Annotated in this window: 14 protein-coding genes and 1 pseudogene; 10 read left to right on the forward strand and 5 right to left on the reverse strand. The window is 68.9% G+C overall.

Annotation, left to right across the window (positions count from 1 at the left end):
• Window positions 1-89: 89 nt before the first annotated feature.
• On the reverse strand, window positions 90-515 hold the full coding sequence (gene dtd / locus ACFY93_RS31805; protein WP_391365373.1) for a D-aminoacyl-tRNA deacylase: 426 nt from the start codon (window positions 513-515) through the stop codon (window positions 90-92).
• Between the two features lie 305 nt (window positions 516-820).
• Here dtd and ACFY93_RS31810 point away from each other — a divergent pair, with 305 nt between their 5' ends.
• The 4 genes from ACFY93_RS31810 to ACFY93_RS31825 all read left to right on the forward strand — a co-directional run bounded on the left by ACFY93_RS31810 (window position 821) and on the right by ACFY93_RS31825 (window position 5,400).
• A complete protein-coding gene (locus ACFY93_RS31810) occupies window positions 821-1,534 on the forward strand; it encodes a hypothetical protein (RefSeq protein WP_391365374.1) in 714 nt (237 codons plus the stop codon).
• A 219-nt stretch (window positions 1,535-1,753) separates the two neighbouring features.
• Window positions 1,754-2,719, forward strand: a complete 966-nt coding sequence (locus ACFY93_RS31815) for an asparaginase (RefSeq protein WP_391365375.1) — start codon at window positions 1,754-1,756, stop codon at window positions 2,717-2,719.
• A 121-nt stretch (window positions 2,720-2,840) separates the two neighbouring features.
• Complete coding sequence (locus tag ACFY93_RS31820; RefSeq protein ID WP_391365376.1) at window positions 2,841-4,109, forward strand: GNAT family N-acetyltransferase; 1,269 nt, start codon at window positions 2,841-2,843, stop codon at window positions 4,107-4,109.
• A gap of 388 nt (window positions 4,110-4,497) precedes the next feature.
• Window positions 4,498-5,400 (forward strand): GntR family transcriptional regulator, encoded by a 903-nt coding sequence (locus ACFY93_RS31825; RefSeq protein WP_391365377.1) that lies wholly within the window; start codon window positions 4,498-4,500, stop codon window positions 5,398-5,400.
• Between the two features lie 45 nt (window positions 5,401-5,445).
• Here ACFY93_RS31825 and ACFY93_RS31830 read toward each other — a convergent pair whose 3' ends face one another.
• A complete protein-coding gene (locus ACFY93_RS31830; protein ID WP_391365378.1) occupies window positions 5,446-5,634 on the reverse strand; it encodes a hypothetical protein in 189 nt (62 codons plus the stop codon).
• 159 nt (window positions 5,635-5,793) lie between these two features.
• Between ACFY93_RS31830 and ACFY93_RS31835 the strand changes: the two genes are divergently transcribed.
• From ACFY93_RS31835 to ACFY93_RS31855, 5 genes are all read left to right on the forward strand, one after another.
• Complete coding sequence (locus tag ACFY93_RS31835; RefSeq protein ID WP_391365379.1) at window positions 5,794-6,672, forward strand: GntR family transcriptional regulator; 879 nt, start codon at window positions 5,794-5,796, stop codon at window positions 6,670-6,672.
• Complete coding sequence (locus ACFY93_RS31840) at window positions 6,672-7,409, forward strand: HAD family hydrolase (RefSeq protein ID WP_391365380.1); 738 nt, start codon at window positions 6,672-6,674, stop codon at window positions 7,407-7,409. The genes ACFY93_RS31835 and ACFY93_RS31840 overlap by 1 nt, the downstream gene beginning before the upstream one ends.
• Window positions 7,410-7,510: 101 nt before the next feature.
• The gene (locus tag ACFY93_RS31845; protein WP_391365381.1) at window positions 7,511-8,380 is read left to right on the forward strand and encodes a GntR family transcriptional regulator; all 870 of its coding nucleotides are present in this window, start codon (window positions 7,511-7,513) and stop codon (window positions 8,378-8,380) included.
• A gap of 76 nt (window positions 8,381-8,456) precedes the next feature.
• A complete protein-coding gene (locus tag ACFY93_RS31850) occupies window positions 8,457-9,569 on the forward strand; it encodes a phosphotransferase (protein ID WP_391365382.1) in 1,113 nt (370 codons plus the stop codon).
• Between the two features lie 269 nt (window positions 9,570-9,838).
• Entirely contained in the window at window positions 9,839-10,762 is a 924-nt protein-coding gene (locus ACFY93_RS31855; protein ID WP_391365383.1) for an ATP/GTP-binding protein, read from the forward strand.
• 25 nt (window positions 10,763-10,787) lie between these two features.
• On the opposite strand, the gene ACFY93_RS31860 is transcribed toward ACFY93_RS31855, so the two are convergent.
• Window positions 10,788-11,684, reverse strand: a complete 897-nt coding sequence (locus ACFY93_RS31860; protein ID WP_391365384.1) for a nitroreductase/quinone reductase family protein — start codon at window positions 11,682-11,684, stop codon at window positions 10,788-10,790.
• A gap of 1,461 nt (window positions 11,685-13,145) precedes the next feature.
• Here ACFY93_RS31860 and ACFY93_RS31865 point away from each other — a divergent pair.
• Window positions 13,146-14,012 carry a peptidoglycan-binding protein gene (locus tag ACFY93_RS31865; RefSeq protein ID WP_391365385.1) on the forward strand — a complete coding sequence of 289 codons (867 nt, stop codon included), beginning with the start codon at window positions 13,146-13,148 and terminating at the stop codon, window positions 14,010-14,012.
• A gap of 105 nt (window positions 14,013-14,117) precedes the next feature.
• Here the strand turns inward: ACFY93_RS31865 and ACFY93_RS31870 are convergent, their stop codons facing one another.
• Together ACFY93_RS31870 and ACFY93_RS31875 are read right to left on the reverse strand one after the other, a co-directional pair.
• Window positions 14,118-14,360, reverse strand: coding sequence for a hypothetical protein (locus ACFY93_RS31870; RefSeq protein WP_391365386.1), 243 nt, complete (start codon window positions 14,358-14,360; stop codon window positions 14,118-14,120).
• Between the two features lie 36 nt (window positions 14,361-14,396).
• A pseudogene (locus tag ACFY93_RS31875) lies at window positions 14,397-14,570 on the reverse strand (transposase family protein); the annotation flags it as partial.

The raw sequence follows: 14,570 nt of genomic DNA on the forward strand, positions 1-14,570 counted from the left end.
GCAGGAGCAGGAGCAGGAGCGGGAGCGGATGCCGGGCCGGACGGTCCTCGCCGCGGCAACGGTCCTCGCCGCGGTTTCGGCGAGGGCCGTCACATCTCCAGCAGGACCGTGAACGGGCCGTCGTTCGTCAGCGAGACCCGCATCCGCGCGCCGAACCGGCCCGTCGCCACCGTCGCGCCCAGTGCGCGGAGCTGGGCGACGACCTCGTCGACCAGCGGCTCGGCGACATCGCCGGGTGCCGCCGCGTTCCACGTGGGGCGGCGGCCCTTGCGGGCGTCGCCGTAGAGCGTGAACTGGCTGACGACCAGCAGGGGCGCGCCGGTGTCGGAGCAGGACCGCTCGCCGTCCAGCATCCGCAGCGACCACAGCTTGCGGGCCAGACGCGCCGCCTTCTCCCTGGTGTCCTCGTGCGTGACCCCGACCAGGACGCACAGGCCCTCGCCCTCGATCGCGCCCACCGTCTCGCCGTCCACGACGACGTCGGCCCCGTCCACCCTCTGCACCACCGCACGCATGCCGACCATCATGCCGCGCGCCCGCCCGGGCCCATGCCGAGGGGCTCTGTACGCACGTACGTCCTCCGGCGTGCGTATGCCATGGGTCTAGGCGCTCGTGCCGTGCGGCCCCCGCGCATACGCCATGTGGTCCTCGTGCGTATGCCAGGCGGTCCCTTCGCGTGATTTCCGGAGGTCCCTATCCCCCCATCTGGGGCCGATCGGGGGCACTCGGTCACATAGTGACCACCGAGGGTGGCACGATGCGGTGTGTTGCGGTGCATCCGTGGGGTGGACCGCGCCGGTCGAGGGGACGGTAGAGACACATGAGCACACCGAGCATCGGGCAGCCGCCCGGCGCCGTGTCGTTGGCCAGTACGAGCCCGCCGACGGGAGGGGTCCGGGTCAGGCCGCCGGTGCAGCGCACCGACAGCCCCGGCAGTCCCGACGGCCTCGGCTGTCCCGGCAGTCCCGACGGCACGGCCCCGCTTGCGACGACACCCGCCGAGCGGGAGGTGCCCTCACCCTTGGAGCCGACGGAGCACGACCTCGGCCGGCTGCGGCTGCCCGAGCTGCGCGCCCTGCGCCGGGACACCCAGCGGGACGAGGCCGACCTCAGTTACGTACGGCGGCTGCTTCAGGGACGTATCGACATCCTGCGGGACGAGCTGACCCGTCGCGGCGGGCCGCGCGCGGCCACGGCCAGTCACGGCGCGCCCTCCGTCGTCGAGCGGCTCTCGGAGATCCTGCGGGACGCGCCCGCCCGGCACCGTTCCTCGGCCCGTCACGTGACGGTGGGCACGCCACGCGGCGAGAAGTACCGGCGGCTGGCCGCCGAGATGCTCGCCGAGGTCGAGCTGTCGGACCTCCGGGCCCGTACGGACGACGAGCTGGGCGCGGGCATGGGCCGCCTCGTCCGGTACGAGGAGGAGGTCTCCCGCAAACGGCAGCAGCTGCAGCGCACGACCGACGATTGCAGCGCCGAGATCGCCCGCAGGTACCGTGAAGGGGAAGCACAAGTAGACGACCTGCTCATGTGACGCGGTGGCCCCGGTGATCCCGGGGGTCGCGGCGACCGCCGAAGCGCAGAGCCGGGGCAGCCCCCGGGTCCGCGCGGACGCCGAGCCGCCCGGCGAGTACCCGGTTCCGTGGTCGCGACGGCCGTGTCCGGACCCGCTCCGGATTGGCGGTGGGGGCCGCGATCCCGGGGACAGCCCGGTCCGGCCGCCGTGCGGGTCCCCGTACCGGAAGGCCCGCCGATGTCCGTCGCCCCCGCAGGTCCTGGCATACCCCCCGTCCTCGCCGAGGTCGTCCGCTCCGGCTTCGTCGAGGGACACCATCGCGGCAGCCTCGTGCTGCTGGCTGCCGACGGCTCCGTCGAGCTGGCCCTCGGCGACGTGAACGCCCCCGTCTTCCCGCGCTCCTCCAACAAGCCGATGCAGGCGGCCGGGGTGCTGCGGGCCGGGCTCGACCTGTCGGGGGAGCGCCTCGCCCTTGCCGCCGCGAGCCACTCCGGTGAGGTCTTCCACCGCGACCTCGTCCAGAAGATGCTGGCCGAGCACGGGCTGACCGCCGAGCAGCTGCTGTGCCCGCCCGACCTGCCCCTGGACCCGGTGGAGACCGAGACGTACCTGGCCTCGGGTGCGGTCCGCGACCGGGTCACCATGAACTGCTCCGGCAAGCACGCGGCGATGCTCGCGGTGTGCGTCCAGCGGGGCTGGCCGCTCGACTCCTACCTCGACCCCGGGCACCCGCTCCAGCGGCAGATCCACACCGTGGTGGAGGAGGCCGCAGGGGAGCCGGTGGCGGCCGTCGGCACCGACGGCTGCGGCGCCCCCCTGATGGCCATCGGCCTCACGGGCCTCGCCCGCGCCTTCCGCTCCTTCGTGCTCGCCGCCCCCGGCACCGCCGAGCGCCGCGTCGCCGACGCGATGCGCGCCCACCCCGAGTACGTCGCGGGCACCCGCAGGCCGGACACCTGGCTGATGCGGGAGGTGCCGGGCACGCTGTCCAAGATGGGCGCGGAGGCGGTCCAGGCGGTCGCCCTGCCGGACGGCCGGGCGCTGGCCTTCAAGATCGACGACGGTGCGACGCGGGCGCTGGGCCCCGTGCTCGCCCGGGCGCTGCGCCTGTCCGGCGTCGACGCGCCGGTCCTCTCCCGCATCGGCAGCGCACCCCTGCTGGGCGGGGGCCGCGAGGTGGGCGAGATCCGCGCGACGTTCTGAGGCCCTCCCCGGCCTCCTGGGCCGGGAGGCAGGGGCGGAGCACCACAAGGCGGGGAAGGCAGGGCGCGGGGCGGGAAAAATGCTGCGACGCCCCCGCCCCCGCCGACCTACCGTGGGTCTCATGACCACGACGCCCGGCCGCGACGACATCACCGTACGCCCGATCACCGAGTCCGAGATCCCCGACTGGATCGTCACCTGCAACACCGGCTTCCTGCGCCCGCCCACCGCCTCCGAGGGCGAGCTCAGGGACCGGGGCGCGAACATCGTCCCGGACCGCACTCTGGGCGCCTTCGACGGCGACCGCTGCGTGGCGACGTTCCGGTCGTTCCCGCAGGAGATCACCGCGGTGGGCGGCGCCGCCGTCCCGGCGAACGCGGTCACGAACGTCACCGTCCTCCCCACGCACCGCCGCCGCGGCCTCCTCAGCCGCATGATGGCGGCCGACCTCACGGCCGCGAAGGAACGCGGCGACGTCGTCGCCACGCTGATCGCCGCCGAGTACCCGATCTACGGCCGTTTCGGCTTCGGTCCCGCCGCCTGGGCCACCCAGTGGACGATCGACGTGCCCCGGACCGGCCTCGACCCCCGCTGGTCGCGTCCGGCCGACGGCGGCCGCATCGACCTGGTGGACGGGGCGGACGTACGCAAGCTCGGCCCGGAGCTGCACGAGCGTCTGCGCAGGGCCCAGCCGGGCGCGATCGACCGGCCCGAGCGCTGGTGGCAGGTCAGCACCGGCGTACTGAACCCGAACGGCACGCCCTGGACCGAGCCGTTCCACGCGGTCTACCGCTCGGCGGCCGGCGAGGTCGAGGGCATGATGGCGTACCGGGCGGACGACCACTGGGGCGACGCCAAGCAGCCGCTGAACACGGCGACGGTGAAGTGGATGACCGCGCTGAACCCGACGGCGGAACGCGCCCTGTGGCAGTACGTCTGCTCGATCGACTGGGTCGTCACCGTGAAGACGGACTTCCGCGCTCCCGACGACCTGCTGCCGTTCTTCCTGCCGGACCCGCGCGCCGCACGGATCACCACTCAGGCGGACTGGCTGTGGCTGCGGATCCTGGATGTCGTACGGGCCCTCGAAGCGCGTACGTACGCGGCGGCCGGGACGCTCGTGCTGGAGGTCGTAGACGGGGACGGGTTCACCGGGGGCCGCTTCCGGCTGGAGGCCGGGGCGGACGGGCGGGCGGTGTGCGCGCCGACCGGCCAGGACGCCGAACTGATACTGGACGTGCGCGAGCTGGCCACGCTGTGGCTGGGCGACGAGTCGGCGGTGCGGCTCGCGGCGCTCGGACGGGTGCGGGAAGAACGAGCGGGCGCCGCCCGGTCGGCCGACGCCCTGCTGCGTACGTCCCGGCGACCGTGGTGCCCGGACATGTTCTGACGTGCTGCCGTGCTGCCGTGCTGTCGTGCTGTGTCGTGATGGGCTGTGACGTGCTCTGTGGTGCCGGTGGCTGGGGCTCCTCTCCGGTGTCCTCCCTGGCTTCCGGTGCGGGTCCTGATCCGTAGCAGGTCCGGTCCGTAGCGGGTGTGGGTGGTGCGGGTCTGTCGGGTGCCTCCTTCCGTGACCGTGGTCGGCGGGTTGCGTCGGCCGGGGGCCGGCCGGGCTCCCGGCTCCCCTCCGGAAGGGAGCCCGGGCCAACCTCCGGGAAGTTTGACCATGTTGCTCAAGTTGGTGACCAACTCAACCTGAGTTATCTCCGCTTGGATGCGGCTCATAACCACCATCCCGGTAACTGCCCGAAGATGGCGCGAAGTTGTAGTGTTCGGCCGTGGACCCGGAACACGCCGCCGTCTCCGGACGGGACACGTCACAGCGGTCACAGCGGTCACACCGCGAGGTGGCCGACGAGTTGCGCGGCCGGATCCTCTCGGGCCGGCTGCGGCCCGGTCAGCGCATGCCCACCCAAGCCGAGCTGGCCGACGAGTTCGGTGTGGAGCGCGGCGCCGTGCGGCAGGCGCTGCGCATCCTGCAGTCGGAACACCTGCTGGCCGACGTGTCCAAGGGCAGCCCGGCCACCGTCGCCGCGAACGCCGGCGCGGTCCTGGCCGGCCCCGGGACCGCGCCGCAGTCCACGATGGTGGGGCTGGCGCCCCGGATCACGGCCGCGTTCGCCAGGCCCCACGTCGAGATAGACGCCCTGTGCCTGACCTCCGTCTCGCTGACCCTCGCCATCGGCGAGGTGCTGCGGCAGATCCACGCGGGGCGGCTGAAACCGGCCAAGGTCGACGTCCGTGTCCTGCTGCCCAGCCGGAAGATCGACATCGCCTTCCCGACGCCGGTGGACGCGCCGGACGACGACCGTGTGCAGCGCCTCTGGCTGGCCCAGCGCAACGCCCAGGGGCAGGTGCTGCGCCACAACCTCCAGGCCCTGCGCCACTCGCACGGCATCGACGTCCACGTCACCTTCCGGGCGCTGCCGTTCACCCCGCCGGTGAAGCTGTACCTGCTCAACGGGTCGGAGGCGCTCTTCGCGTACTACACGCTGGCGCGCCGGGGAGCGGAGATCGACCACGAGTACCTGGAGATGTACGACGCGGAGGGGACCCAGTCGATGCTGTTCGCCTTCGAACAGGGCGCGGGGCTGCGGGACGCGACGTTCGTGGAGCAGTCGCGGACCTGGTTCGACGCGCTGTGGGAGACCATCAGTTCGGAGCTTCGGTTCACGGGATGAGCATTCCCGGGGGCGGGTCCCCGGATGGTCCCCGGGGACCATCCGTCACAGCGCGGGGGCGGCCATCAGCAGGGCCAGGAGCACGGCCCCGGCGGAGCTGCAGGCGGGACTCTTCGCCTTGATGCCGACGGTCAGCAGGAGCAGGCCGACGATGCCCGCGGGGCCGTACTGCCACTGGACGGCCTGTTCGAAGCCGATGACGAAGACGGTGGAGAGAAGCGCGAGGACGGGCATGGTGGTTCCTCCTTCAGGGCGTCTCATGGAAGAGAGGAGGCAAAGAGTCCACCAACTTGAAGAAGTTGGCAGCCAACTTTGATGTAGTTGTCCCCACTTGGCTGGCACTCGTAAACAACTTTCAAACAACTGCCCATAGATGGGCGTAAGTTGTAGCGTTTGGTTGTGACCCAGGAGAACGTTGCAGTGAACGGCAGCAGAAGGCTCTCGCCGCAGGAGATCGCCAACCGGCTCCGGGACCGTATCCGTGCCGGGGAGCTCAAGGCCGGGGACCGCCTGCCCACGCAGGCCGAGCTCGCGGAGGAGTTCGGCGTCGAGCGCGGCACCGTGCGCCAGGCCCTGCGGGCACTTCAGGACGACGGACTCCTCAGCAACGTCAGCAAGGGCAGCCCGCCCCGCGTCGCCGCGCCGGCACCGGCGCGCAGCGGACCCCAGCCGACGATGGTCGGCCTCGCGCCGCGGCTGGCGGAAGCGTTCGCCGAGCCGCACGTGCGCGTGGACGTCGCCTGCCTCACCGCCGAGACGCTGATGCTGGCCCTGGGCGAGCCGGTCCGCATGATCCACGAGGGCCGTATCCGCCCGGAGAAGATCGACGTACGGATCATGCTGCCCAGCCGCGAGATCAACCTGGCGTTCCCCGCCCAGGTGGACGCCGGCGGCGAGGACGACCCGATCCACGAACGCTGGCTGGCCCAGCGCAACGCCCAGGGCCACGTGCTGCGCCACAACCTCCGGGCCCTGCGCCACTCGCACGGCATCGACGTCCACGTCACCTTCCGGGCCCTGCCCTTCACCCCGCCCGTGAAGCTGTACCTGCTCAACGGATCGGAGGCGCTGATGGCGTACTACATGCTCATGCGGCGCGAGGAGGAGGTGGAGAGCGGCACGATGGAGATGTTCGACACCCTCGGCGCCCAGTCCCTCCTCTTCTCCTTCGACAGACGAGCCGGGCAGCGCGACGCCGCGTTCGTGGAGCAATCGCAGAAGTGGTTCGACGCCCTCTGGGAAACCATCACGACGGACCTGACACTTTCCTAGTGACTCCTGATACGAAGCAGACCGAACTGGCCGCGGAAGAGACAGAGAAACTGCGAGAACTGATCTCGCCCGTCCGCCATGTGCTGTTCGACTTCGACGGCCCGATATGCCGCCTGTTCGCGGGGCACAAGGCCGAGCGAGTAGCCCGTGACCTGGTGGACTGGCTGGAGCGGCAGGGGCTGTCCGGGCTGCTGACCGAGCAGGAACGCCTCCAAGCGGACCCCATGGTGGTCCTCTACGCGGTCAACCGGCGCCACCCGCGCAGTGATCTCGTGGCCGAGCTGGAGCAGCGGCTCACCCAGCAGGAGCTCAAGGCCGCTTCCTCCGCCATGCCCACCGCCTTCGCGGACCCCCTGGTGCGGACCTGGTGTGCCCTCGGTGCCAGGCTGGCCGTGGCCAGCAACAACGCGCCCACGACGGTGACGCGGTACCTGGCCTCCCGGGGGCTCACCGAGTGCTTCGCCCCGCACGTCTACGGCCGCAGCACTGATCTGGACCTGCTGAAGCCGAACCCGTACTGCCTGAACCGGGCGCTGAACGCGATGGGTGCCGCGGCCCGCGACGCACTGATGATCGGCGACGCGCCGTCCGACTACGCCGCGGCCGTGAGCGCGGGAGTCCCGTTCCTCGGATTCGCGCGCAACGAACGGAAGGAGAAGCTGCTGCGGGACGCCGGCGTCCGCGTCACGGTGGCTTCCATGGAGCCGGTGCTGCGCCTGCTGCGTCAACGAGTCTGATCCCCGCCTTCTCGACATCGAGGAGGCGGCAGAGCCGGCCGCCGGCCGACGTACCGTCGTTCCTGCTTGGCATGGGACAGAAACCAGGGAGACACACAGCGGTGAACGGCAGTGACGAGGTTTCGCCGCAGGAGATCGCCGACATCATCCGGGAGCGCATCCGTGCGGGGGAACTCACCGCGGACGACAGCCTGCCCACTCAGGCGGAGCTGGCGGAGGAGTTCGGTGTCGGGCGGGGCACGGTGCGGCAGGCCCTGCGCAGCCTGAGGGCCGAGGGCCTCGTCACCGACAGGGGCAAGGGCGTGCGGGCCGGCATCGCCGGTCCCTCGGCCACCGTCCACGCGCAGCCCCGGTCCACCCTGGTGGGTCTCGCCCCGCGGCTCGAGGCGGCCTTCAGCGAGGCCACGGACGTGCGGATCGATGCCGTATGTCTGACGGCGGAGACCCTGATGCTGTCGATGGACGCGCCCATGAGGCTGATCGAGGCGGGACGTGCCCGGCCCGGGTCGATCACGGCTCGGATCGTGTTGCCGCGCAAGGAGATGAAACTTCTCTACCCCGCTCCCTACGACGGCTGGGGACACGACGAGCGGGTGGACGCCGCGGTGCACGAACGGTCGATGAGGCAGCACATGGAGCAGGTCACCGTGCTGAGAGGGATCTTTCGCCGGCTCGCCAGGGCGAACGGCATCCCGGCGTCGGTGACCTTCCGGGTCGTGGAGAACACGCCCTACCAGAAGGTCTATCTCCTCAACGGCAGCGAAGCACTCGTCGCGCACTACACGATCGCGAAGAGGACCGAGGAGGTGGAGGGGAGCACCATGGAACTGCGTGACGCGTGGGGAACGCATTCCACACTCTTCTCGTTCCACAAGAGCAACGGCGGCCGGGACGCGTTGTTCGTCGCCGAGTCACAGAACTGGTTCGACGCCCTGTGGGAATCGCTCGGCCCAGATCTGTCCAGTACGTGACATTCCCGTGCGGCGACTGGATGAATCGCGTACACCCGGTGCTCGTGGTGCCCCAGTGAGACGCTAGATTCTGGCCATGCCGGCCCGTCTGATCCACCGAGCGTATCGGACGCTTGTTCTCCGTCTCGTGCACTCCAGACGACGGCGCTTCTGTGACGAGGTCATCCGGGGCCACCACAACGTCAACCACGTTCTCCCCCTGGGTGTGGGACTCGCCCTTCTGGTGGGCGCGGCACCCTTCGCGCGAGCCAAACTGAGGGAGCCGTTGGACACGGTGGAAGTGGTCCCGCGTATCTGGCCCCGGGAGGGTGACGTACTGCGGGTCGTCTCCCGGTATCTGCGGGAAGCACCCGCATGTCTGGTCGATTTCGGTTCCCTGTCCCTGCATTCCTTCCGGCCGGGAAAGGTGCTCAGCGAGGCGCCTTTCTCCCCGGTCGGGGAGGAACTCATGGACTCCTTCGCGCAGTTCTTCGCCAGGACCACCCAGGTGCCGGTCGGCGCACTTCCGCCCCGTCCAGACGACTGGCCGGACGACGGCGACAGCGACGGGTTTCTCCGCTGGCTGGCCCGTTTCCATCAGGAAAGGGTTCACCGGGCCAACCTCCGCCGCTTCGGCACTCTCTTTGACGCTCTCAGAATTCCCGAAGACGCACTGGAGGACTTCGCGCAGCGCCACCGCGGCCTCACCCCGCGCCCTTTCAGGCTTCTTCACACCGACGTCCACCGCGCCAACGCGCTGGTCGACAAGGGCCGACTCGTGGTCATCGACTGGGAGCTGGCGATACTCGGAGACCCTGTGCACGACCTCGCCACGCACCTGGTGCGTATGAGGTACGACAAGCACGAACGGCAGCGTATGAAGGAGCTGTGGGTGAGGGCGATGACGCGGTCGGGGCAACGGGAACTGACAGCCGGCATCGACGACGACCTACGCGTGTACACGGACTTCGAATACGCCCAGTCGGTCTTCGCCGATGTGATGCGCGTCGCGATCGGCCTTCCGGAGCGACCGGACGAGGAACAGTTCCACAGAGCGGGCCGACGGATTCAGACGGCGATAGGACTCGCGCGTGAGCCGTTGCGCCTGATGGAGGTACTGGACCTGGAAGGCGCGGTGAAGGCACTGCGCGTGTGGCACGACCAGGACGTCACCACGCGTGCGGAAGACGGCGACCGTGGACGTGGCTGACCCGCCGCAGTGGATCCCGCGGCGGCGGGCCTTCGCCTTCGCCTTCGCCGGGAGCGGTACGCGGGAGTGGCAGGCGCGGGGTTGCCGGCGCGCACATCGCGGATCTTCTGACGGACATGATTCCTTCGCCCCCTTCCTGATGGCCCCCTTGCCCGGCACCATGGGCAGGCGCGTTCAACTCCGGTGCTGGCGAGGGGGATTTGGTGCCCGACACGAGGTCGTCGTTGAGCCGAAGAGTGGCAGCGGGCTGGGACCGGGCGGAGAGCGGGGTGACGAGGACTCTCCTGCTGGCCATCTTCCTCATCGGGCTCGTCGCGCAGTTCGTCAAACCGGTGGGAGACGCGCTGGAGGGCAAGGTCTACATCGGCGGGGCGCTGCTCAGCCTGGTGGGTTACCTGCTCTACGCGGAAGTCCAACGGCTGAACGCGGCCTACGCCACGCAGCGGGAAGGCAGGGACCTCCTTCTCGCCACCGCTCGGCGATGGGACGCGGAGGTTCAGCGACTCAGCAGGGCGCTGGGCCCCCGCGAAGGGAGCATGGTCACTCCGGAGGAACTGAAAGCCGAGTTCAAGAAGGCGCTCGAAGCGGGCGGGAACGTGGATTTCGCGGTCATGGGCTTCACCGGAGAGACGTTCGTGCGGCCGGTCAAGAAGCTTCTGGAGCGCACCTCACCCAACGCTCCGAGAGCTGTGCGTCTGAGAATCCTGCTTCCGGATTTCACCAGACCCATGGAAGTGCCTGGTCTGGTGCGAGCGGGGAAGGTCATGGACGCACCCGGATTTCGGCGTTCGTTGCGACAACAGATAGCGGGATACCGGGCTGATCTCGAAGGGCTTGTCGACAGACTGGAGGCCAGAGGCTGGGGGACTCTGTCGGTCGAGTTCCGTGTCATGCATATGTCGCCGTCGCTCAAGCTCTATCTGGTGAACAACGACAGAGTATTCGAGGGTATCTACGACAAGATCGAGTTGCGTCCCAACCCGTACGGTACGGATGACCCCGAGCCGTCGGAGGGACGCGACACCGATAAGCTGCTGGACCTGCTCGGCTACGATTCCTTGCTGACGCGTTGGCATGGGGACGACGGCGAACGGGCGCGTGATGTCATCGGCCGGCGCCGGAGGCTTTTCGATACGTTCTGGGACGCGGCGCGCGAATGGCCGGATGCTGCCACCGGAATCGGTGGCGGGTGACCATGGCGGTTTCACCCCCCTCGCTCTATGGGGCGGGCACGGCGTCGAGGAGCGGGATGAGCTGCTCCTCCTCGTAGCGGAGGTGGGCTTCGAGTTCGGCGGTGAGGCGGTCGACCTCGGCCAGCAGGCGGGCGGGGCCGAGGCCCGGCTCCCCGGCGGTACCGTCGCCCGGGCCCGTGAGGGCCGTACGGAGCTCGTCCAGGAGCGCCGCGATCCGCTCGTGCTCCCCGCGCAGCCGGGCCAGGGCCGGGGCCAGCTCGGGGTGGCGGTCGGCGACGAGAGGGAAGAGGGCCAGGTCCTCGCCGGCGTGGTGGTTGTGGAGGCCCTGGCAGAGTGTGAGGCAGTTGACGCGCAGCTGGGCGCCGAGCGGGGCGCGGCCGCCGGTGCCGACGCCGCTCACGTGGGAAGCGGTCTCCTTCCGGATCAGGACGAGTTCGCGCCGGAAGGCGTCGTGCACGATCCTCAGGTACTCGCCCATGGTGCTCGCGGTGCTCCGCGGAGGCCCGTCCTTCGCCACCTCGTGCAAGGCGACCACCGGGATGACCCGGTCCGTCTTCGCCTGGTACGCGGCCCAGCCCGGGTCCGCTTCGACCGCCCGCGCGAAGACACGGTCGCGCTCCGCGCCGTCGAGGACGACCGCCTCCGCCTCGTAGGTGAACACGCCGGTCTCGACGGTCAGCCGGGGGTGCGCGACGAGGTTGTGGAACCAGTCCGGGTGCGCGGGGGCGCCCCCGGCCGAGGCGATGACGAACACGCGCTCGCCGCCGTCGGGGTAGTAGCCGACAGGGGTGGTGTGCGGGGCTCCGGAACGCGCGCCGGTCGTGGTCAGCAGGAGCAGACGCGCTCCCTCGAAATAACCGCCGACCTGTCCGGCGTTGGCGCGGAACTCGTCGATGACCTGCTGATTGAAGTGGTTGGGCATTCTCTTCCTTCTTCTTCCGTGAATTCCACCTGTTTTCGGGCAGGGGGAATCGCCGTGGGTGTTCGGGGTGAATGCGCGCCGGGCGTCGAGGGCAGCGGCGCGAAAGGGCACGACGGGGCGTCGGCGGGCGTCAGCGAGCATTAGGGGACGCCGAGGGGCCGCGCCGGTGCGGGGCGACGTGCGTGCACGCGGGCGTGTGAAGAGGTGAAGGCGCGCAGGCGGGCGGGCGGACGCGACGAACGCGTGGACGAGCACGCGGACGTCAGCGCGTGGAGAACGCGGAAAAAACCTGACACGAAGAGGTGCGCGGACAATTCACGCGGCACCGGTGGAGGCGGGCCTCTGGCCCACCCCGGCCTCACTCGGAGGCCGGGCACCCAACTCGCTCATGGCCCAAGGCCGACCCGGCAGTCATGACGCCAACGCTAATGCAGGACAGGCCAATTACGCAATGCCATCAAGTAGGGGAACCCCTTTCGCCTTTCGGCACGGATTCGTTCGGCCGCCCGCCCCGGGTCCACGCGTGTCCTGTCGGCCTCGGTGACCACCAACGCGCGGACATGTCGACCGTCGAACCCATGGGCCGCGCCCGGCGCGCCCCACCCTTCGCGGTGTCGGCCCTGACCGGCTTCCGGTGCGCTGGAGACCTGTAGGACAGGCCGCGAGCGTAGGAAGTCTTCGGCTCGGGCGCGCAGAAGTCAGCCACGTCGTCGCTGAGTTGCCAGCCATCCGGGCGCGTGCACAGGAGCCTGACCAGCCACTGGAGAGAGAGCGGACAGCCCGTTCACGTCCGTGCCGTCGTACACGGCCTTGGCCAGTGCCGGGAAGCGGCCGGTGGCCAGCATGCTCGTGCTGGTCAGGCGCCATCTGTCGATCTGACGGCCAATTCCTTATGTCCTTTCTAATCGCTACTTGGGCGTAGCTCTCGCCCAAGTAGCGGTGTGATGACAAAAGTTGCGATCATTTCCACTTGGCGTGACCCTGAAGTAGATCACTGCACCTCGACGGGCGGCTGTCACCTTGCGCACGCCCTGCAATCGGAGGCCGATCCACCCTTCAACTTTCCGTACAGCGAGTCAACTTCTTGGTTAGCCTCGCTTTCACGTGGTGGGGTGTCCGAGACTTGATCAAATAAACGGAGAGCGCTCCTGACCTACAGCGATAGGACTTGTCGAGGGTCCTGTTGGCTGCACGGAAAGAAGCACTCTCCAGGTGAAGAAGCGTATCGGGTCGTATGTCATTGGCCGTGGCCATCGACCCGACCGCGGAATATGAGGCCATCAACTAAGACCAGCACTATGTCCCAGAGAGAACACAATGATTCGAGTCTCCAACATGACTAGATCGGTTCAGGGCGGCCATCAACTCCGCCCCTGCTGCAAACGGTAAGCGTCTCGCAGCCACTGGGTTTTCGCAGCCGATGGTGAAATTGCGCTGCGTCCCAATACTAGGGAGGTCACTGTGATCAGCGGATCTGTTGGACAGGGCGGTATCAACGGTCCGGACGACGTCATGGCGGTGCAGCGTCTGCTGAGCGATCTGCAGATCGCAGCAGGCCACGTTCCGCTTGACGTTGACGGGCTGGTCGGTCCCAAGACCATCGCGGCAATCTCGGCATTCCAGCAGCAGAATCCTGGCCTACCGGTCGATGGCAGGATCGACCCGTCAGGGCCAAGCTTCACCCGGCTCGATGAAGTCAGCAGCAGTCTCTATGCGACGATCGTGCAGGAGCAAGGCTTCCCCATTCTGACTGCGCCGACGCCTCCCGGGACGCCGGGCGACCTGGCTGCCGATTTCGAAGATATTCGCAGCGACTTCTCCGCGCTTGCTCCGACTGAACGCGTTGCCGGCGCCAGTAACTTCGCCAACCCGGTTCCGAACCTCATCGCCCCGGTCGACCGCATCCGCTTGACCCTGCTCGGGGCGGTGCAAGTGGTTCCCTTGATCATTGTTCTCATCTTCATCCTGGCGTTGCTCATAGTCATCACCTCCAACCCGATCTGGCAGCGAGCAGCCAAAGAGACGCTGAAAGGTCTCAAGGATCGCATGCGATTGTTGTCGCAGAAGATCCGTGATGCCGTTCAAGACATAGTCGACGCCATCGAGGGTGTTATTGGCGGCACACGATGTGCGGAGCTATGCGCGAACGAGATCAACAAGGTCAAGGACCTACAGCAGAAGATCAACGAGCTGCTGGACAGCATGCCCGCCAACGACAACGACCCCAACGCGATGAAGCAGCTGCAGTTCCAACTCGCCCGTCTTCTGGAGCAGATCGTCGCGGCCCAGGCCGACGTCGCTGATTGCCTCCAGCGGAATGGCTGCTAGCCTCGATCTTTCTTGAGCGGCCGCTGGCGGAGTCGGTGGCCGAGGCTGGGCAGGCTGAGGGCCCGAGTGCCGTCTCGGGTGGACGCCCGGTTCCACTAAGCGTTTTCAGCGTGGGTGACCGGAGCCTTCCTGCTCCCCGAACGCCGCCATCAGGTCGGCGGTGTTGCGGATCTCGTTCGGCAGCCGGACGACCTCAAGGTCTGGGTAGGCGGTGCGTTCGTCGACGAGCCAGGCCATCGCCACCGCGTGCGTCATCAGGTTCCGCATCACCGGTGCGACGACGAACCCGTTGCCGTTCTTGGCCGCCTCCGCCTCCGCCACCACGCGGGCGGAGTCCGAAATGAGCATCCACCAACTCCATGCGACTGGTGCCACTGAGGTCTTTCAGCGTTGCCTCTCCAGGGTGAGGACGGCTTTGGCGATGACGGTCATGCGGTTGGGGCTGATGCGGGATCTGCGGAAGGCCAGGACTTCAGCCGTGCCATGCCGCGTTCGACCGGTGCCCGGGCTGCGGCCAGGGCCCGGTTGGCGGTGTGCTGGGTGAGGGTGAGTTCGCCG

Source organism: Streptomyces sp. NPDC008313, from assembly GCF_042956125.1.
In the GTDB taxonomy this organism is placed as follows: Bacteria; Actinomycetota; Actinomycetes; order Streptomycetales; family Streptomycetaceae; genus Streptomyces.